Origin of the sequence: Aliisedimentitalea scapharcae (genome assembly GCF_045277565.1) — a bacterium.
Lineage (GTDB): Bacteria > Pseudomonadota > Alphaproteobacteria > Rhodobacterales > Rhodobacteraceae > Aliisedimentitalea > Aliisedimentitalea scapharcae.
Window position 1 is genome coordinate 3517026 of sequence record NZ_CP123584.1, and the last position, 18227, is coordinate 3535252.

At 57.1% G+C, this 18227-nt stretch carries 18 protein-coding genes; 5 read left to right on the forward strand and 13 right to left on the reverse strand.

Annotation, left to right across the window (positions count from 1 at the left end; translation table 11 throughout):
- The first annotated feature begins 28 nt into the window (after positions 1-28).
- Complete coding sequence (locus QEZ52_RS16405; protein WP_406645537.1) at positions 29-1441, forward strand: MATE family efflux transporter; 1413 nt, start codon at positions 29-31, stop codon at positions 1439-1441.
- Here the strand turns inward: QEZ52_RS16405 and QEZ52_RS16410 are convergent.
- From QEZ52_RS16410 to QEZ52_RS16435, 6 genes are all read right to left on the reverse strand, one after another.
- Entirely contained in the window at positions 1410-2339 is a 930-nt protein-coding gene (locus QEZ52_RS16410; RefSeq protein WP_406645538.1) for an AEC family transporter, read from the reverse strand. The two genes, QEZ52_RS16405 and QEZ52_RS16410, sit on opposite strands and share 32 nt — an antisense overlap.
- Before the next feature lie 247 nt (positions 2340-2586).
- Positions 2587-2997 (reverse strand): RidA family protein, encoded by a 411-nt coding sequence (locus tag QEZ52_RS16415; protein WP_406645539.1) that lies wholly within the window; start codon positions 2995-2997, stop codon positions 2587-2589.
- A 16-nt stretch (positions 2998-3013) separates the two neighbouring features.
- Positions 3014-3499, reverse strand: coding sequence for a sarcosine oxidase subunit gamma (locus QEZ52_RS16420; protein WP_406645540.1), 486 nt, complete (start codon positions 3497-3499; stop codon positions 3014-3016).
- Between the two features lie 13 nt (positions 3500-3512).
- Positions 3513-6452 carry a sarcosine oxidase subunit alpha family protein gene (locus QEZ52_RS16425; protein WP_406645541.1) on the reverse strand — a complete coding sequence of 980 codons (2940 nt, stop codon included), beginning with the start codon at positions 6450-6452 and terminating at the stop codon, positions 3513-3515.
- Positions 6439-6696 carry a sarcosine oxidase subunit delta gene (locus QEZ52_RS16430; RefSeq protein WP_406645542.1) on the reverse strand — a complete coding sequence of 86 codons (258 nt, stop codon included), beginning with the start codon at positions 6694-6696 and terminating at the stop codon, positions 6439-6441. Before QEZ52_RS16430 ends, QEZ52_RS16425 begins: the two co-directional genes overlap by 14 nt.
- Positions 6697-6710: 14 nt before the next feature.
- Positions 6711-7982, reverse strand: coding sequence for an FAD-dependent oxidoreductase (locus QEZ52_RS16435; protein ID WP_406645543.1), 1272 nt, complete (start codon positions 7980-7982; stop codon positions 6711-6713).
- A 115-nt stretch (positions 7983-8097) separates the two neighbouring features.
- Here QEZ52_RS16435 and QEZ52_RS16440 point away from each other — a divergent pair, with 115 nt between their 5' ends.
- Positions 8098-8676, forward strand: a complete 579-nt coding sequence (locus QEZ52_RS16440; RefSeq protein ID WP_406645544.1) for a helix-turn-helix domain-containing protein — start codon at positions 8098-8100, stop codon at positions 8674-8676.
- An 83-nt stretch (positions 8677-8759) separates the two neighbouring features.
- Here the strand turns inward: QEZ52_RS16440 and QEZ52_RS16445 are convergent, their stop codons facing one another.
- The 4 genes from QEZ52_RS16445 to QEZ52_RS16460 all read right to left on the reverse strand — a co-directional run bounded on the left by QEZ52_RS16445 (position 8760) and on the right by QEZ52_RS16460 (position 12260).
- Complete coding sequence (locus QEZ52_RS16445; protein WP_406645545.1) at positions 8760-9512, reverse strand: amino acid ABC transporter ATP-binding protein; 753 nt, start codon at positions 9510-9512, stop codon at positions 8760-8762.
- 10 nt (positions 9513-9522) lie between these two features.
- Complete coding sequence (locus QEZ52_RS16450) at positions 9523-10428, reverse strand: amino acid ABC transporter permease (RefSeq protein WP_406645546.1); 906 nt, start codon at positions 10426-10428, stop codon at positions 9523-9525.
- A gap of 78 nt (positions 10429-10506) precedes the next feature.
- Positions 10507-11334 (reverse strand): transporter substrate-binding domain-containing protein, encoded by an 828-nt coding sequence (locus QEZ52_RS16455; RefSeq protein WP_406645547.1) that lies wholly within the window; start codon positions 11332-11334, stop codon positions 10507-10509.
- Positions 11335-11408: 74 nt separating this feature from the next.
- Positions 11409-12260: an amino acid ABC transporter permease gene (locus QEZ52_RS16460; RefSeq protein ID WP_406645548.1), complete on the reverse strand. Its 852-nt coding sequence runs from the start codon at positions 12258-12260 to the stop codon at positions 11409-11411.
- Positions 12261-12410: 150 nt separating this feature from the next.
- Here QEZ52_RS16460 and QEZ52_RS16465 point away from each other — a divergent pair, with 150 nt between their 5' ends.
- Positions 12411-13301 (forward strand): LysR substrate-binding domain-containing protein, encoded by an 891-nt coding sequence (locus QEZ52_RS16465; protein ID WP_406645549.1) that lies wholly within the window; start codon positions 12411-12413, stop codon positions 13299-13301.
- Here QEZ52_RS16465 and QEZ52_RS16470 read toward each other — a convergent pair.
- The 3 genes from QEZ52_RS16470 to QEZ52_RS16480 are packed head-to-tail and all read right to left on the reverse strand — an operon-like array spanning position 13298 to position 15509.
- Complete coding sequence (locus QEZ52_RS16470) at positions 13298-13870, reverse strand: thiamine pyrophosphate-dependent enzyme (RefSeq protein ID WP_406645550.1); 573 nt, start codon at positions 13868-13870, stop codon at positions 13298-13300. The two genes, QEZ52_RS16465 and QEZ52_RS16470, sit on opposite strands and share 4 nt — an antisense overlap.
- Entirely contained in the window at positions 13867-14415 is a 549-nt protein-coding gene (locus QEZ52_RS16475) for a decarboxylase (protein ID WP_406645551.1), read from the reverse strand. Before QEZ52_RS16475 ends, QEZ52_RS16470 begins: the two co-directional genes overlap by 4 nt.
- Complete coding sequence (locus QEZ52_RS16480) at positions 14415-15509, reverse strand: pyridoxal phosphate-dependent aminotransferase (protein ID WP_406645553.1); 1095 nt, start codon at positions 15507-15509, stop codon at positions 14415-14417. Before QEZ52_RS16480 ends, QEZ52_RS16475 begins: the two co-directional genes overlap by 1 nt.
- 131 nt (positions 15510-15640) lie before the next feature.
- Between QEZ52_RS16480 and QEZ52_RS16485 the strand changes: the two genes are divergently transcribed.
- Complete coding sequence (locus QEZ52_RS16485; protein WP_406645554.1) at positions 15641-16657, forward strand: succinylglutamate desuccinylase/aspartoacylase family protein; 1017 nt, start codon at positions 15641-15643, stop codon at positions 16655-16657.
- A 43-nt stretch (positions 16658-16700) separates the two neighbouring features.
- Positions 16701-18185 carry an aldehyde dehydrogenase gene (locus QEZ52_RS16490; protein ID WP_406645555.1) on the forward strand — a complete coding sequence of 495 codons (1485 nt, stop codon included), beginning with the start codon at positions 16701-16703 and terminating at the stop codon, positions 18183-18185.
- Positions 18186-18227: the final 42 nt, after the last annotated feature.

An 18227-nucleotide genomic window follows, 5' to 3' on the forward strand; every position in this document is an offset into this window, starting at 1 on the left:
GACCATACCCCATCAGGAAAGCCCGCTCATGGCGCTGAAACCAAGCCGCGATCTGGTCACCGGGTCCATTGGCTCTCACTTTCGAACCCTCGCTGTGCCTGCCGCAATCGGGATGCTGTTCAATACCCTGTACAACATTGTCGATATCTTCTTTGCCGGACTGTTGTCGACAGACGCCCAGGCCGGGCTGGCGATCGGCTTCCTGACCTTTTATCTGGTGATGTCGGTCGGAATCGGATTGGGCGCAGCCATGGCCGCGCTGGTTGGCAATGCGTTGGGGCAAAAGGATGCCCGCGCTGCCCGCCGATTGGCTGCCCAGGGTCTCAGTTTCGGAGTGTTGTCATCCGTCCTGTTGATCCTGTTGGGGATCTGGCTGGGTCCGTTTGTGATCCGGTTCATGTCCGAATCCGGCTCCTATCAGGACGCAGGTGTCCGGTATTTTCAGGTGATGCTGTTCGCCCTGCCCGGTTTTGTCATGGCCTTTGGCATCAACGGTGTTCTTCAGGCCCAGGGGGACAACAAGTCGATGCAATGGGCAATGATGCTGGCCTTTGTGGCCAACATCGGGCTCAACCCCTTGTTGATCTATGGCGTTCCCGGCCTCTGGGACGGGATCGGATTCGACGGGTTGGCTGTGTCGACGGTACTCAGCCAGAGCGGCGTCATGATCTATCTGCTCATCCAAGCCTTGCGGTCCTCAGCCATGGAGGGGTTGCGGGCCCGCAATTTCATCCCGCGCCTGTTCAGTTTCCGTGAAATCACCACCCAATCCATCCCGACCAGCTTTGCCCTGTTGATCATGTTCCTGTCCGGAATAGTCGTTCAATTTGCGCTCAAGGGGTTTGGCGAACATGCGGTGGCAGGGTTTGGCATCGCAATCCGAATAGAACAGATCCTGTTGCTTCCCATTCTGGGGATGACCGGGGCGTTGTTACCCATTGCCTCGCAAAATTTTGGGGCTCGAGATTTCAATCGGGTCAGGGAGTCGCTTTTTCAGTGTTGGAAAATTGGCCTGATCATGTGCCTGATAGCCAGCCCCACCCTGTGGTTTGGAGGAGAATTCATCCTGGGGCTGTTTACTGATGACCCCCAAGTAATCCGCGTCGGTGTGGCCTATTTGCGGGTCGATGGCGTGATACTGCCGTTTTACATGATGCTGTTTTCAATCAATTCCTTTCTGCAAGCGCTCAAGAAACCGATCTGGAGCCTCTGGATCGGCATCTATCGACAGGGAATCGGAGTCGCATTGTTTGTCTGGATCTTTGTCGGGCTGTGGCAGTTTGATGAAACCGGCGTCTGGTATGGGGTGGCCAGCGCTGTTGTTTCGGGATGGGTGATCGCGATGATGATCACCACATCCATCGCGCGCCATCAGATCAATGGTTTGTGGAGGGTTTACCCCATCCGCGTTACACCAAGGGCAACAAAATCAACAAACTGACCGGAATCGTAAACAGCGCCAACATGGTTTGCAGCGTCACGATCGCCGCCATCATGGGAGCATCCCCCCCCAATTGGCGGGCCAACGTATAAGATCCGACACCCGTTGGAACCACGGAATAGATAATTGCGATCTGCAAAATCTGCTGAGGCAGCCCCACCATCAGCCCAATCAAAACCACTGCGATCGGGAAAACCAACATCTTGCCTGCAAAAGACACCAACAGCGGCAACGCCGCAGCCGTCATGGCGCGGATGCGCAGATTGGCCCCAACCGCCAAAAGCGTGACCGGCAGCGCCGCGGCCCCCAGTATTCCTGTCGCTTCATGCACAACAGGAAGTGGTGCCCCGTAGTGGAAATTGACCAGGATCGCCAGAATGATCGAGACGATATGCGGGTTGCGTGACAGGTCGCGCAGAATGGCCTTGGGCAGGCCGCTGCGTTTGCCGGGCTGCAACGCGATCACCATCAGGATCACCACCACCACATTGGTGACAGGGACCAGAATGGCCGTAGCGATAATTGCAATTTCAAACCCGGCCGCGCCATACAGATTGGCCGCCATCGCCAGGCCAATGAACGAATTGTGCCGGGAACACCCTTGCAGGATGGATGTGGCCTGAGCGGGCTTGTAGCCCAGCAATCTGGAAACCAGCAGCGCAAAAGCCAGCGCAGCAAAAAAACCACCCAGAATAGTTGCCGCATATGGTCCCAACGGCGTGTCGCCCAGCGACGCCACCGAGATTTTGTTGAACATCAGACAGGGCATCAGAACCCAGTAGACCAGCTTGTCGTTCAGGTTCCAGAATTCGACACTGGGGATCCCACCTTTGCGCAACGCCAACCCCAGCGCAATGATGATAAAAATCGGTAGGATGGATGTCAGAGTGGCCAGCATTTGACGTCTTCCAAAATGAGCGGCAGATGCTGCCTGTCTACGCCAATTTTCGGAGCCAGGCGAGAGACAGGGCACCCGCACCGACCAGATATCTTTTGTTTTTCAGTTCATTTGCTCACTATTTCAACACCCAAAGCGTGGACAATATACACATTCCAAAGACATGTTCAGGCTCGCTGCTCAAACCAAAAAAGGCAGCCCGCATTTGGGGCTGCCTCAAGAACGAGTCGCACGGGGCGCTCGGCGCTCACCTACGGTCTTCGGTATCGTCGATCACCGCCATCGCGTCGATCTCTACCAACAGCGACGGATCAGCCAGACCCTGGACCACCACGCCGGTTGAACAATGATGCACGCCCTCAAACCATTCGTTGATCGCCGCATAGACCGCCGGGCGATAAGAAATGTCAGTGACATAAACGGTCAGCTTGCACACATCCTGCAATCTGCCCCCAGCCTCTTCCATCCAGCGTTTGATGTTCTTGCAGGCCTGATGGGCCTGGGCGCCCGGGTCACCTTCACCAATCAGCGTGCCGTCCAGCAAAGTCCCCACTTGCCCCTGCATGAACACAAAATCCCCCCGCGCCCGGATCGCCTTGGAGTATGTGGCCTGGGCGTGATATCGGGTTTGATAGGTGTGAATATGCGTGCGGCTCATGGGAAATTCCTTTTGGTTATGCCGTTGCCCGGCTCAGGTAATCTTCTACCAGATTGGCAAAACTCTGCTCGATTGCAAATTCAAACCCGTCCTCAATCCGTCGCACCAAAGCTTTTAGATGGAAAACTTCGGTAAAGGTGACGGCGTGATCCGAAAACACGGCAGGATGCAGGTCCAGCGGGCTGGCAATCGCCATGATCTGGGCCGCATCCGGGCCTGTGACCCGGAAGAAGGTCATCGTGTCCGACACGCGCACAATGCTCAGATCAGGCGGGGCATCTTCGGGTTTCAGGGCCTCCAACAGGGCCTCTTCGTTGTCGATTTCGGCGCGCAGGATCCAATGGTCACGGCCAATATAACACAGAGCCATTCCGCCCTTGTCCGTGAACGTGTTTGGTTGCTCAGGGAAGGCGGGAAGATGGGCCCCGGCCCAATCTGCCACCCCCTCGGCTTTGCCTTTGAGATCAAACAATGCGCTGATCTTTTGGCGTTGGAATGTCACGTCATAGCCCATATCAAGACCTCAGTTTCTCGCCCGCCGGGTCATAGTGGACCGGAGCGGTGACTGTTGCGGGGATCACCCCATCTTTCAGGCGCACATGCACTGTTTCGCCGTGGCGGGCATGTCCGTTGTCCAGCAATGCCAGCCCAACCCATCGTTTATTGGCGACGCTCCAGACACAGGCGGTGGTCAGCCCTTCGGTGGCTTCCTTGCGCCCGCCCGGCGTCAAGGGTGCGCCTTCGGGAATGGCACGGTTGGGGTCGGTTGGAACCACCCCGACCAGTTCGCGCCGGGTGGCACCGACCGAGCGACGCAATTCGACCGCCCGCTTGCCCAGATAATCCGGCTTTTTCTTGGACATGACCCAACCCATTCCCAGATCATGGGCATCGACAGTTCCGTCCACTTCGTGCCCCAGGGACAGGAACCCCTTTTCCACGCGCAAAACATGGCTGGCCTCGGATCCAACCGGTTCAATGCCAAAGGGTTTTCCAACCTCCATGACCTTGTCCCACAATTCACGCATATGTCGGGTTGCGACATTGACCTCGAACGACAGCTCGCCAGTAAAGCTGACCCGCACAACGCGGGCCGGGATGCCCGCAACGGCGCCGTCACGATAGGACATGAATTTGAAGTTCTCGGGTGACAGGTCGATGTCGGTCCCCAACGCCTGCAGAACATCCCGCGCTTTGGGACCACAGATTGTGGCATTGTTCCATTGGCTGGTAACAGTGGTGATTTTCACCTCCCACTCGGGAAACTCGGTTTGCAACAGCTTTTCCATATGCTGGTTCATTGCATCCGCGTGACCGGTCGATGTGGACAGGATCCAACGGTGTTCGCTCAGCCGAAAAGTCACCCCGTCATCCAGGATCAACCCATCATCCGACAACATCAGCCCATAACGGCCGTTCCCCGGTTTCAGCGAAGACATCACATTGGTGTAGAGAAAATCCAGGAACTTGCCGACATCACGTCCTTTGAGCTCGAACGTCCCCAGGGGCGAGCCATCATAGACCCCGACCCCGTTGCGCACAGCGTCGCATTCGCGGTTCACTGTCTCCTGAAAGCTTTCGCCAGACCGCGGGAAATACCCCGGGCGCCGCCAGCGGGCACCGGCCTCGTACATGAATGCGCCGTTGTCGTGGTTCCAACTGGTCACCGGCGTGTGACGGTACGGGAACAACACCGAGTCCTCGCGGATACCCGAAATCGCGCCAAAGGACACAGGCGTATAGGGGGAACGAAAGGTCGTTGTCCCAACATCCTGTAACGGAACGCCTTTTTGCAGGGCAACCGTGCCGATGATATTGATATTCCCGGTCTTGCCCTGATCAATACCCATCCCACCCGTGGTATAGCGTTTGACATGTTCGACGTTGCTGTACCCTTCGCGCAACGCCAGATGCACATCATCCACCGAGACGTCATTCTGGATATCAAGAAACGCCTTGCCCTTGCTCGTCCCACCTTCGACTCGCCACAGCGGGTCTATCGCATAGGCAATGTCGGTACTGGGTGGAACCTCGGGTGTCGTTGATGCAAATCCACAGGCTTGGGCTGCGCTGGCACCTGCTTCCGCTCCGGTCTGCAAGGCTTGTGGCAGGGTCATCTGACCGTCTGCTGATCCCGCGCTCAACGTCGCCTGTGCCCGCTGATCCGGCACAAAACTGGCCAGCGTCTCGTCATAGCGCAATGTGCCGCGCGACTGCGAAAACAGATGTACCGCCGGGTTCCAGCCACCAGACTGCCCCAACAGATCGCATTGGATCTGACGGGTCGCACCACCAGCACGCGGCATCACGGTCACGGATCGCACCCGTTTGTGTCCTTTGACGTCGGCGACGACATGCCCCTCCAGAACCTCAACCTCCCGCACCAGGGCAAGCGCCTCGGTCGGAACAGCCGTGCGGCTGTCCACGATGGCCGCAATGTCGATCCCTGCGGCCTTCATCGTGGCGGCTGCGGCATAGGTGCTGTTGTTGTTGGTAAAGAGAACTGCGCGTTTCCCAGGTCGGACAGAATAGCGATTGACATAGGCCTGGATGGCCGACGCCATCATCACGCCAGGACGGTCATTGTTTGCAAACACCATGGCCCGTTCAATGGCCCCGGTTGCGCAGATGACCTGACCCGCCCGCACACGCCAGCTGCGTTCGATCACGCTGGTATTTTCGGGTTGGCGTTCGTTGACAATCATCAGGTTGTGTTCGCGATAGGCCCAAACCGTCGCGTTTTGCAGATGAACCACGTTCTCCATCGCGGCAAGTTCGCCAACCGCTGCCTTGACCCAATCCATGGCCGGGTGCCCGTCAATCTCCAACGTTTGGTTCAACAGACTGCCACCGGCCTCGGTGCCCTCATCGGCCAGAAAGACCCGCGCACCGCTGCGACCGGCAACCAGCGCAGCCATCAACCCGGCCGGACCGGCCCCGGCAATCAGGACATCGGCATGGGCATTGCGGCTTTCGAAATGTCCTGTGGCTGGTGGGTCAGACGGTGCCCCGGCCAATCCAGCGGCCCGTCGGATCGACGGTTCAAACAGGTGCCAATTTGGCCATTTGAACGTCTTGTAATAGAAACCAGCCGGGATGAATTTGGTCAGCAGTTGGTTCACGCCCCCAACATCAAATTGGGCAGATGGCCAACAATTTACCGATTTTGCCCCGAGCCCCTCCGTCAGCTGAACGGTCGTGATCGGGCAGTTTGCCGATGCGTCCTTGCCCTCCAGTTCCACCAGAGATGCCGGTTCTTCAACGCCCAGCCCGACGATACCGCGTGGACGGTGGTATTTGAAACTGCGCGCCGTTACCGAAACCCCATTGGCAATCAATGCCGAAGCCAGCGTATCGCCTTGGACTCCGTGATAGGGTTTACCATTGAAGGTGAACGAAATTTTTCGGTCGCGATTGATGCGGCCACCGGTCGGCAGGCGATTATTCTGAGCCATTGGGGGCCTCCACGATGTCATGTGTCCGGGTGTCGCGCCAGATGGTCAGCCATTCACCGCATCCTCGGGCGTGCCACCATCGTTCCTGAACCGGCCCCAATGGATTGGGGACAATGGTCAGATATTCAACCCACTGCGCATCCGATACGGCATTGGGGTCGGGACGGTCGGCCCCGACCGGACCGCCAAAAATAAATTCACTTTCGGTGCGTGGCCCGCAGAATGGGCAGGTGATTTTCAACATGGTCCTGTCCTCTCCTATCGGGCCGTAGTGGTGCCGGATTCCATGACGAAATCCAGGTGTTTAAAACGATCCAGCGTAAAGGAAGACATCAACGGATGTGGGCTCCCTTTGGCCACCAGATGGGCCAATGTCAGACCGCCTGCGGGAATGGCCTTGTAGCCGCCCCACCAGCCTGCGGTGATGAACAGCCCATCGACATCGGTGCGCGACATGATTGGTGACGCGTCGTGGGCGATGTCCAGGTGCCCGCCCCACTGACGCATCAGCTTTAGCTTTTTAAAGGCCGGGAACAGCGACAGCATGGCCGTGACCGTGTCCTCAAAAACATGTTGTTTGACGTCACGGCGAAAACTCTGCCCCATGTCCGGTGCGCCGCCAATAACCATTTCCCCCTTGTCCGACTGGCTGAAATAGAAACCGCTATCCGGACAATTCACGATGACATCCACCAGTGGTTTCACCGGCTCGGATACAAAAGCTGTCAGGTTCATCGTCCTGAGCGGAAGTTTCAGCCCTGCCGTTTCGGTCAACGTCGTTGTATGCCCCGAAACCGCCACAACCACCTTTTTGGCCTTGACCGTCCCCCGGTTCGTTTCGACGCCACAGATCGCACCATCCGACCCACGGATCAACGAGGTCACAGGGGTCTGCTGATGGATCTCGACCCCCAGCGCATCCGCCCCACGGGCATAGCCCCAGGCCACCGCATCGTGTCGATTGACGCCCGCGTCTGTATGCACCATGCCGCCAATCACGGGCAGACGCGCATCCGGCCCACCGCCTGTCAACGCTGGGATGCGGCGGCGCAACTCCTGGGTGTCGATCTGTTCATAGGTTGATCCATAGATGTCCATAGTCAACTGACGTCGACGCAGTTCTCGCATTTTTGGATAGGTCTGAACCACATCGACCATGGTGCGTTTGGAATGCATCATGTTGAAGTTCAGCTCTTTGGTCAGCCCCTCATACATGGCCACCGACTTGACGTAAAAGGGAATGGATTCATCGCGCATATAGTTCGACCGGATGGTGATTGTGTTGCGGGCGATGTTGCCTCCCCCCAACCATCCCCGGTCCAGAACCGCGACATCGGTGATGCCGAATTCTTTGGCCAGATAATAGGCAGTGGCCAACCCGTGGCCGCCCGCCCCGATCACAATGACTTCGTACTGGTCCTTCAGCGGCGGACTACGCCAGGCCTGCTGCCAGTTCTTGTGCCCGCTAAGTGCATTTCGGGCCAGGGAGAAGAGTGAGTATTTTTGCATGATGGTAATAATATTTATCAAAGGTTATCGTCGGTCAAGTAAATTAGTTGCACAACAGTAAAATTGGGTGTCATTCTGGATTTACCGATGCCATCTGGCGTGCCAATGACGCCCCCAAAGCCAAAAGGAGAGCAGAATGGCAGGAGATTCGGAGATTGATGCGGCAGTGGGACGGGCTTTGCATCGCCTGCGCCAGGAACGCACGATGACCGTGACCGAACTGGCGTCAAAGGCAAATGTGTCGATGGCCATGATTTCCAGAATCGAAAATGGCCATGTTTCACCATCTCTGAACACGCTTCAGTCGCTGGCGGATGCTCTGTCGGTTTCCATCATGGCGCTGTTCTCGCACAGCGAGAACACGGCAGACGTCCATCACGTCAGGGCCGGAGATGGCCTGCCTTCGCGCAGAGTCACGCCGAATCATGCACATGACTATCTGTTGCTGGGCAAACACGCCGACCCGGGAGGCAGTTTTCAATCCGCGCGCATCCGTATCCAACAAAAGGATTCAGGAACGCTGCCTTCGTATCAACACGAAGGGCATGTGTTCATTTACATGATCGAAGGTCAGGCAACCTACAGATGTGGGACCCAGATGTTTGTAATGGCCAGCGGCGACACGCTGAGCTTTGACGCCAAGCTGCCGCATGGATTTGCCGAGGTCCGGAGCCCAGCCATCGAGTTCATCACAGTGTCATCACGCCCCGCCTGATCGGGTGGGCCAAACAAAAACCCCCGGCCCTCTCGTCAGAGCACCGGGGGTTTCCTGGCTTTCAAAGGATCTTCGAAAGCCGGTTAGTGGCCCAAAAGCTGGCTCAGGAACAGCTGGGCCCGATCGCTTTGCGGATCGCCAAAGAAGGCCTCGGGGTGTGCAACTTCGATGATTTCGCCCTCGTCCATGAACACAACCCGATCGGCAACCTTGCGGGCAAACCCCATTTCATGGGTCACACAGATCATGGTCATGCCCTCTTCGGCCAATTCGATCATGACATCCAGAACACCGGCAATCATTTCCGGATCCAACGCCGATGTCGGTTCGTCAAACAACATGATCTTGGGCTTCATGCATAGCGACCGTGCAATGGCCACGCGCTGTTGCTGCCCCCCCGACAATTGGGGGGGAAATTTGTCAGCCTGTTCGGCGATGTGGACCCGCTCCAGATAGTGCATTGCCAGATCTTTGGCTTCGGCCTTGGTCGCACCCCGATTGCGGATCGGCCCCAGGGTCAGATTGTCCAGGATCGACATATGCGGGAACAGGTTGAACCCCTGGAACACCATGCCGACTTCGCGCCGGATCTGTTCGATGTTCTTCATGTCCGGCGTCACCTCGACACCGTCCACATGGATTGTTCCCTTTTGATGCGCCTCCAGCTGATTGATACAGCGGATCATCGTGGATTTTCCTGACCCTGACGGGCCACAGACAACCACCTTCTCGCCTTCGGCCACCGTCAGGTTGATGTCGAACAGCGCGCTAAAATCGCCATACCATTTGCACATGCCGCGTATTTCTACGAGCGGGTTTGCTGTTGCGTCTAGCATACAGTCTCTCCTAACGATGGGATTTGGCCGCGCGACGTTCGAGCCAGCCGAACAACACCGCAAAGCTGTAACACAGGACGAAATACATCGCGCCCACAAGGATCCAGGTCTCGAAAACCTTGGTTGTTGTCGCGGCGACTTCGGTGGCCAGGAAGGTCAGTTCCTGGATCGAAATCAGCGACACAATCGCCGAGTCCTTGATCAGGGTGATGAACTGACCGGCCAGCGGCGGCAGGATTTTACGGATCGCCTGGGGCAGGATGACATCGCGCAGGACATTAAAGGGCGACAGCCCGATGGCGCGGGACGCCTCCCATTGGCCCTTGCCAACAGATTGAATGCCTGCCCGTACGATTTCGGTGATATAGGCACCTTCGAACATGGCCAGACACAGCATCCCGGCCAGAAAGTTCGACAACAGCTTTGGGTCACCAAACATGAAATGGAACACGGCATTGTCGACCAATGCGTTGTCCGGGTTGATGCTGTCCACCCCAAGCGCCGGGAACAGCTGGCTTGAGATGAAGAAAAAGAAAATGAAGATGAAAACCAGCGGTGGCAGGTTGCGGATCAGCTCGACATAGCTGCGGCTGATGATGCGCAGCGTCAGGTTCTCGCAGGTGCGCCAATAGCCCATGACGACGCCAATGATCGTGGCAAGTATCGTGGCCCAGACCGCCAGCCGCAACGTAGTGGCCAGCCCATAGAGCAGCAGGTTGGCGACATAGCTGTCGGATTCAGCGTCATATCGGATGAGAAAATTGAAAACCCGAGACCAGTCCCAATCATACACCAGAACGTCGCTCACGCGGTATCCGGAATAGAAAACAAACCCGATGACAACGGCAAAGAGCCCGAAATCAACAGCAGTCAGTCGCTTTTTGGGCAGTGCCGGAGGGGGGGAATTTCGATCCATTGGATCCTCGTGCAGAACTTGTTGGAAGAGGCACAAAACTGTTGCGCCTCTTCTGTTGGCAGGTGATTGCTCAGGTGCTTACTTGGCAACCATGTCCTTCCAGGCGGACTGATCTTCGAACCAATAGGCGTGGGTTTCCTCGAGCCACCCGTTGGAGGTGTTCACCAGGATCCAGTTCGAGAAGAAGTTCACCGCATCCGCGTCGCCCTTGCGCAAGGCAAAAGCTTCGTCACCGCGCGACAGGTTTTTGCCGTCGTTGGCCACAAAGACCTTGTCAGGATAACCATCGGCCCAAAAGCGCGGCTTGGGTGCCGACGAAATCGTCGCATGGGCGTTGCCATTCACAACCTCCTGAAAGGCCTGCGCGTCATCATCAAACCGACGCAATGTTGCCTTGGGGAACCGCTTTTGCGCAAAATTACAGGGCGTTGCACCACGGCGGCACGAGATGGTCACGCTGGAGTCGTTATAGTCATCCATCGACGTGAAATCGCCGGCCAGTTCGATATTTGACGCCATCTGCTGCCCCGAATGGGCATAGGGTTGGGTAAAGTTGACGGTCAGATTTCGCTGTGGCGTGATCGACATACCCCCAATGATGACGTCGAATTTCTTGGCGATCAGAGCGGGAATGATACCGCTCCACGCGGTTGGGACAAATTCGACTTCGACCCCCATATCGGCGGCAACCTTTTTGGCAACATCGATTTCAAAACCGATCAGATTGCCTTCCTTGTCCCGCATGGCCCATGGAACAAAGGTTGCCATGCCAACCCGCAGAGTGCCGCGTTTCTGAATATCGGTCAGCACACCTTCGGCGGCGACCGGTGCTGAAGAGGCGGCAAAACTGGTTACGGCCAATGCGGCGGCAGCCATCAAGCCTTTGATGGGTTTCATGAATTTCATTATTTCCTCCAGTGTTGAATGTACCGGTTACCCCGGCTTTTTCTTGGGTTCGCGTGTTATGGTTTGGCTACGCTTTAGCGTTTGTTTTTATTGAGAGTTCTTTCAAACAGGCTGACGCCGAATGACATGGTGACCGTAACCGCCAGATAGATCCCGGCCACCAGGAACCAGATCTCGAATGCCATGAAGGTATCTGCAATCAGGTTCAAACCCGCAGTGGTCAGTTCAGATACCGCGATGACGCTGACAATTGCCGAATGTTTGATCAACGAAATGATCAACCCCGTGAGTGGCGGCAAAATCAGCGGCAGCGACTGCGGCACGATGATAAAGCGGTATTTGTCGGACAGGCTCAGGCCAATGGCGTCCGCGCCTTCGAACTGCCCTTTGTCGACCCCAATGATGCCGCCGCGGATGATTTCGGCGGCAAAGGATCCCTCAAAGAAGGCAAGGCACAGAACGCCCGCCCAAAACCGGTCGATCCCGAAAATTGGGGCAAGAACAAAGTAGAACAGGAACAGCTGCACCAGCAAAGGTGTATTGCGGATCGCTTCGAGATACCATTTGGCAATGATCCTGCCCGCAGTTGAATTGGACAGGCGCGCAAACGCGGTAATGAAACCGATGGCGATCGCAATAACGCCTGCAATCGAGGCCAGCTTTAGCGTTTGGATCAAACCCCAAACCAGCGGACCCCAGATCACCTCGCCATCAATGACGCGATAAAAGAACGGCTCGATCCGGTACCATTGCCAATTATACTCCATGGCAGCGGCACCGCGCCAAATCAGATATCCGATCACGGCGAACACGATGATCGCCTGGGCAATCTGCCAGAGAGTATGCGACAGCGCCCGCACGTCCAGGCCAGCCTTTTCTCGCTGGCGCAAGTTCCGTGATGTCGCTGAAAGAACGCGTTCTTGCATTTCGCCTCCGTGGTCGATGCCAAAACATGTGATGGAAGTATTGGTTTTCCGGTATAGCCCTGTCAATAAAAATTACCCCTCATCATTCAAAAATATTATGAATTGCATATCAAGTTGTGTAATCTTGGGCGGAAAGGGGATAAAGGGTGCATGAAAATAACCTTTCGCCAAGTTGACGCCTTCCGAACTGTCGTCTCGACAGGCACGGTCACCGAAGCCGCCGCAATGCTGGGAATCTCTCAGCCGGCGGTGAGTCGGCTGTTGTCTGATCTGGAAACCGAAGTCGGATTCAAACTGTTTCAGCGCACGGGACGGGTTCTGGTCCCGACCGAAGAAGCGCGGTTGCTGGTAGAGGAAGTCCGCCAGGCGGTCAGCGGCATGGAACACATCAAGGAAACCGCCGTCGCTATCCGGAATTTTGGCCATGCGCGATTGACGATGGTCACAACACCGACCTTTTCGACACTCGTCGCCCCCAGCCTGATCGGAAAGTTCGCACAGATGCGGCCCTCTGCGATGGTCAAGATGGAGATTGGCCCTGCCGACGATGCAGTGGAGTGGATGGTGTCCCAAAGCTATGATTTTGGCATCACCACCAGCGAAACCCAGAACCCGTCGTTTGACAGCCTGACCATCACCAATGATGACGTGTATTGCGTGGTCCCCGAGGGGCACCCGCTTGCTGAAAAACGTATCGTAAAGGCGCTGGACCTGGCCGACGAGAACTTTATTTCCTACATCGCCACGTCGCGTTTTCGCTTTGAAATCGACAGCTTTTTTGAATCCAAAGGCGTAAAACGGCGGCTCCAGTACGAGACCAGAACCACCGATGCGATCTGTCGTCTTGTGGCGGCGGGGCTGGGTGTGTCTGTCGTGGGCTCCAGCGAAGGTTATCTCAGATCCCTACCCGGCTGCGTCGCGTTGCCCTTTGCGGCACCGCTGAATTTTCGCGCGGTGTTGATCTGGTCGAACCGTCGCCCCCTGTCGGCGATTGCCCAGGATTTCCTGGATATCGCCAAAGCAAACGTAGATATCCATTAACCCCGGTTCAGGGCTTCGCGAAAGCTATGCCGCGCGGCTGCGCTGTGAATGTAATTGTAGTCCCGCGGGTATGGATCCCCGGGCACAATCTCCAGCACAGACATTTGTGGACCATCCGCGCCAAGCACCTCGGGCAACCCGTCCTCAAGGGCCCCGAGATCATCAAAACTGCGGGCTCCCGCATAACCTGCAGCCCTGGCCAGACCTTCGAAATCCACCCGGTCCGCCCCCGGCAAAGGATGCGCGCCATTCACTTCGTAAACGCGATTTGCCGCCAGAAAATGGTAGAGATTTTTGACACCGGCATTGGCGATCGTGACCAGTGTTCCCAGATTCATGAGCAAACTGCCATCGCCATCCAGAACAAAAACACGCCGGGTCGGATTGGCAAGCGCCAGCCCCAACCCATGCGACGACGCCTGCCCCATGGCACCCACCGCAACATAGTTCAGATCGCGCGGATTGATCGCCAACCAATCAAAACAGCTTTGATAGACAGCAACAACAATATCATCATCTTTTACGTGGGGAATCAGTGCCCTAAGGGCATCATCTCGGCGTAGGGTCATAGTGCCTCCGGGGAACGGCCAATCAGAAAGATGTGGGGGCGCGACTGTGCATAGGCCTGCGCGATCGCGTCTGGAATATGCGCCACATCGTCGGGCTCTTCGATCAGGGAATGCGACAGTTCCATTGCGTCCAGAACCGGGCGAATGATGCGCACACCATACGCGGCCGATTGATCCGGATGAACAGCCGGATCTTTGCCCTGCAGTCCCACCATCATGACAATCGGCAATTCATAATCCACACCAATGGCGCGGATCGCGTTCAGCGAATCCATCAATCCGGTTTGCTGCATCATCAGAATGGCCCGCGTTCCATTATATGACATCGCCCCGCAAATGCTGACGCCCTCGTCCTCCTTGCACACACGGGTAAGCCTAAAGTCCGGGTCCCGAGAGATCGGCCATAACAGGCCGTCGCTGGTCACAATATCCGGCACCGCCACGATTTCGCGCAGGCCAGCCTGCTTGATCAATTCTATGATTTCAGCGCCTGACGGATGCGCAACCTGCGGCGCGTCTGTATTCAAAGCGGGTGCAGCAGCCATCACAAATCCCCCTTCAGGAAATCGGAAATGCCATCCAGCGTGGCTTGCATATCTGCCCTATGTCCAATCGTGATCCGGATGTAATCTCGATAGGCTGGCGACGCAAAACGGCGAATCGCGATCCCCTTGTGTCGCAGAAACTGATCCACGGATTCCGCCGATTTCTTTGGATCCGCAAACTTGACCAAAATGAAATTCGCCTGACTGGGAATAACCTCGAGCCCCAGTTCTTCCAGCTGCTTGCTGAGCCAGCTTCGGCTCTTGAGGTTTTCATCATAGACGTATTTCAGATGCTCCGTGTCCTCCAACGCGGCCACCGCAGCCGCTGCCGACGGGGAAGCCGCCGGAAATGTCACACCAATCCGGCGCACCGAGTCCACCACATCGTCTGGCCCATAAAGCCAACCGACGCGGGCACCCGCAAGGCCAAAGATCTTTGAAAAGGTACGGCACATGACAACATTGTCGGCCTCCTCCACCAAGACATGCGCAGGTTCGTAATCCGCGGCATCCACGTATTCCTCATATGCTGCGTCAATCACCAGCAAAACATTGTCGGGAAGGGCCGCGTGCAGGCGTCGCACCTCTGCTCCGCTCAGATAGGTACCCGCCGGATTCTCTGGATTCGCAAGATAAACGATGCGGGTCTTTTCCGTCACCCCAGCGATCATCCGGTCAACCGACGGCTTGAAATTGTCATCCGCAACAGAAACCACATCCGCATCATTGGCATGGGCGTAATTGGGCACCTTAAGGTACCCATTGGCCGTGCGGACCAGCTCGGTATTTGGTCCCAGATAGGCCCGCGCCAAACGCGCCAACAGATCATCGGACCCCTGACCAATCGTGATCCGACGCGCATCCAGACCAAAGTGCGCGCCAATCGCTGGCGCAAGCAGGCGGTCAGGGTTCTCCAGATACCGCTCCAGATCGGACACCGCAGCGCAAGCGGCGGCACGTGCAAGAGGGCTGGGACCAAAGACGCTTTCGTTTGAGTTCACAAGAACCGCCGCCGGCGGAACCGCCTGATCAGCCCCGCCGATCATATGTGCCTTTATTCGTTCAATTCCTGGTTTTGCGCGCGCGACTGCCATTCTGCCCTCCTGATCTGCATTTTCAATCCATCACACAAATGCATAATTTTTGCAATTCACTTTCAAAAAAATTATGCTAGAAAGAATTGCGAACAGAAACTCGCATCTCGGTATCAGGAGCGTGAACAGGTATGAAACGCAGCAAAAGCAGACTGTCATTGACTGTCGATCTGGCTCGGGACGGACGCCAGACAGGGGATCTGATGCTGCGATGGTCGGACAACACAAACCCGCTGGGGTATCATCCGGTCCCGATCATCAGCCTGAAAAATGGCGACGGGCCAGTTGTGATGATCTTGGGTGGCACCCATGGCGACGAATTCGAAGGCCCCGCAGCGATCATGCGCGTGCTGGCGCGCCTCTCTCACACCGACCTTTCGGGGCAGATCATTCTCATTCCTGCCCTAAACGCACCGGCGTTTCAGGCCTCCTCACGGGTTTCGCCTTTGGATGGCGGCAATCTCAACCGGGCGTTCCCAGGCGATCCGGACGGCGGCCCCACACAGATGATCGCACATTTTGTCGAAACAGAGCTGATGCCGCGCTGTGATGGCGTGATCGACCTGCATTCCGGAGGCAAAGCCTCCTTCTTTCACCCCTGTGCGCTGGCCACCCGAACAGCAGATGATGACCTGTTTGACCGCAACCTTGCTCTGGCAAAAGCCTTTGGCTTGCCCCTGATCTGGCAATTGGGGGCCAACAACGACAACCGATCGGTCAACTCTGCGGCAGAACGCGCGGGCGTTCCAATGATCGCGGCCGAGCTGGGCGGTGGCGGCGGCGTGGATCCGGATATCACGTCAGACACCGAACTGGGATTGCTGCGCTGTCTGACCCATCTGGGCGTTATCAATCAAAAGTTCCCAAACCCACCAGCCGCGCGCCGGGTCGAGATCACATCGGCATCCCATTCGCTTTATGCGCCGTCAGACGGGTTGTTTGATCGCCAGATCCGCGCCGGTCAGAATGTAACTGCTGGCGCATTGGCCGGGCATTTCCACTTTCCTGGCGAACCCGACCGCGACTCTCTTGCGCTCAAGTTCCCGCACTCCGGACTGATCCTGGCACATTGCGCCCGTGGGTTGGTGCGCCGGGGCGAACTGTTGGCCCTAATCGCGACAGATGTCCCAGACGCCCCACCAACCTGATCAGCACGACAATCCCCCCATCACGACAGGGCACCCGGACGAGATGAGCCACAAAGAGGTCAAGACGATGCAAAACTATCAGCCCTATGTAGATGGGCGCACGATACCCTGGTCTGGTTCCTGGATTGACAGCGTGGATCCTGCCAATGGTCAGGTGTGGTCCCGTGTTGCCCGCTGTGGCGCGGATGAGGCAGATTTGGCGATCAGGTCTGCTGACAAAGCATTTCGCGAGGGTGCTTGGGCTGATGCAACTGCGGCTCAGCGCGCTGATATCCTGGATCGACTGGCTGATCATCTGGAAACCCATTGGCAGGTGCTGGTCGAACCTGAAGTGCGCGACAATGGCAAGCGCATCACCGAAGTGCGCGGGCAGTTTTCGGGTTTGCACAGCTGGTATCGCCACTTTGCCGCCGAGGCCCGCACGCTGACGGTTGAACCGCAGGCCAACGCCATTCCCGGTGTCACCAGCGCCGCACATCCGCAACCTTATGGAGTCGTGGTGGCGATCACGCCCTGGAATTCGCCGCTGATGATCCTGGCGTGGAAATTGGCCCCCGCTCTGGCCGCCGGTAACACTGTGGTTGTGAAACCGTCGGAAATGGCCTCGGCCTCCACCGTCGAATTTGCCCGGCTGGCGCACGAGGCCGGGCTGCCCGCCGGGGTTCTGAACGTGGTCACCGGATTGGGGCACGAAGTTGGCGAGGCCCTGGTGCGCCACCCGCTGACCCGCAAGGTGACATTCACCGGATCTGATTTTGGCGGTCGCAAAGTGGCCGAGGCCGCATCAGCCGGCGTGGTGCCCACCACGCTGGAGCTGGGTGGCAAGTCGGCGCAGGTGGTGTTTGCCGACGCTGATATCGACAATGCGATCAACGGGGTTCTGTCGGGAATTTTCCTGTCCAATGGCCAAACCTGTGTGGCCGGATCGCGGCTGTTGGTCGAAGAGACGGTCAAAGACACCTTTGTCTCCCGCATCATTGAGCGCGCCCGCGCGCTGCGGCTGGGTGACCCGATGGATCCCGACACTCAGGTTGCACCGCTGGCCAACGAACCGCATCTGCGCAAGGTCCGTTCGATGATCGTGCAGGCCAAGGATGACGGCGCCACCTGTCTGCTGGACGGATTGGAAACGGCAGCGGGGCGGGACGGATATTATGTCGGTCCAACGATCTTTGACGACGTCACCACAGATATGCAGCTATGGCGCGAAGAGGTGTTTGGCCCGGTTCTGGCCGTGACCAGCTTTTCCAGTGAGGCCGAGGCAATCGCGCTGGCCAATGACAGCGACTATGGGCTGGCTGGCGGTGTCTGGACCACGGATGCCGACAAGGGCGCCCGGGTGGCCAACGCCATCCACAGCGGCACCGTCTATATCAACCATTATCGCAGCGTTGACCCTGGCGCGCCTATCGGCGGCATCAAGCTGTCCGGTTATGGCCGCGAATTGGGGCCGGATGCGGTGAAGGACTTCTTGCAGGTGAAATCTGTCTGGACCGGCACAGCCCCGGTTCCGGACCCGTTTCCCTGACCGCCAAACACGCCCGAACACGCGCCAACACAGACACATAAA

Excerpts from the sequence above, each read along its gene's own strand:
- QEZ52_RS16405 (WP_406645537.1), top strand. The coding sequence starts at position 29 with ATGGCGCTGAAACCAAGCCGCGATCTGGTCACCGGGTCCATTGGCTCT.
- QEZ52_RS16410 (WP_406645538.1), bottom strand. The coding sequence starts at position 2,339 with ATGCTGGCCACTCTGACATCCATCCTACCGATTTTTATCATCATTGCG.
- QEZ52_RS16415 (WP_406645539.1), bottom strand. The coding sequence starts at position 2,997 with ATGAGCCGCACGCATATTCACACCTATCAAACCCGATATCACGCCCAG.
- QEZ52_RS16425 (WP_406645541.1), bottom strand. The coding sequence starts at position 6,452 with ATGGCTCAGAATAATCGCCTGCCGACCGGTGGCCGCATCAATCGCGAC.
- QEZ52_RS16430 (WP_406645542.1), bottom strand. The coding sequence starts at position 6,696 with ATGTTGAAAATCACCTGCCCATTCTGCGGGCCACGCACCGAAAGTGAA.
- QEZ52_RS16440 (WP_406645544.1), top strand. The coding sequence starts at position 8,098 with ATGGCAGGAGATTCGGAGATTGATGCGGCAGTGGGACGGGCTTTGCAT.
- QEZ52_RS16445 (WP_406645545.1), bottom strand. The coding sequence starts at position 9,512 with ATGCTAGACGCAACAGCAAACCCGCTCGTAGAAATACGCGGCATGTGC.
- QEZ52_RS16450 (WP_406645546.1), bottom strand. The coding sequence starts at position 10,428 with ATGGATCGAAATTCCCCCCCTCCGGCACTGCCCAAAAAGCGACTGACT.
- QEZ52_RS16455 (WP_406645547.1), bottom strand. The coding sequence starts at position 11,334 with ATGAAATTCATGAAACCCATCAAAGGCTTGATGGCTGCCGCCGCATTG.
- QEZ52_RS16460 (WP_406645548.1), bottom strand. The coding sequence starts at position 12,260 with ATGCAAGAACGCGTTCTTTCAGCGACATCACGGAACTTGCGCCAGCGA.
- QEZ52_RS16465 (WP_406645549.1), top strand. The coding sequence starts at position 12,411 with ATGAAAATAACCTTTCGCCAAGTTGACGCCTTCCGAACTGTCGTCTCG.
- QEZ52_RS16470 (WP_406645550.1), bottom strand. The coding sequence starts at position 13,870 with ATGACCCTACGCCGAGATGATGCCCTTAGGGCACTGATTCCCCACGTA.
- QEZ52_RS16475 (WP_406645551.1), bottom strand. The coding sequence starts at position 14,415 with ATGGCTGCTGCACCCGCTTTGAATACAGACGCGCCGCAGGTTGCGCAT.
- QEZ52_RS16480 (WP_406645553.1), bottom strand. The coding sequence starts at position 15,509 with ATGGCAGTCGCGCGCGCAAAACCAGGAATTGAACGAATAAAGGCACAT.
- QEZ52_RS16485 (WP_406645554.1), top strand. The coding sequence starts at position 15,641 with ATGAAACGCAGCAAAAGCAGACTGTCATTGACTGTCGATCTGGCTCGG.
- QEZ52_RS16490 (WP_406645555.1), top strand. The coding sequence starts at position 16,701 with ATGAGCCACAAAGAGGTCAAGACGATGCAAAACTATCAGCCCTATGTA.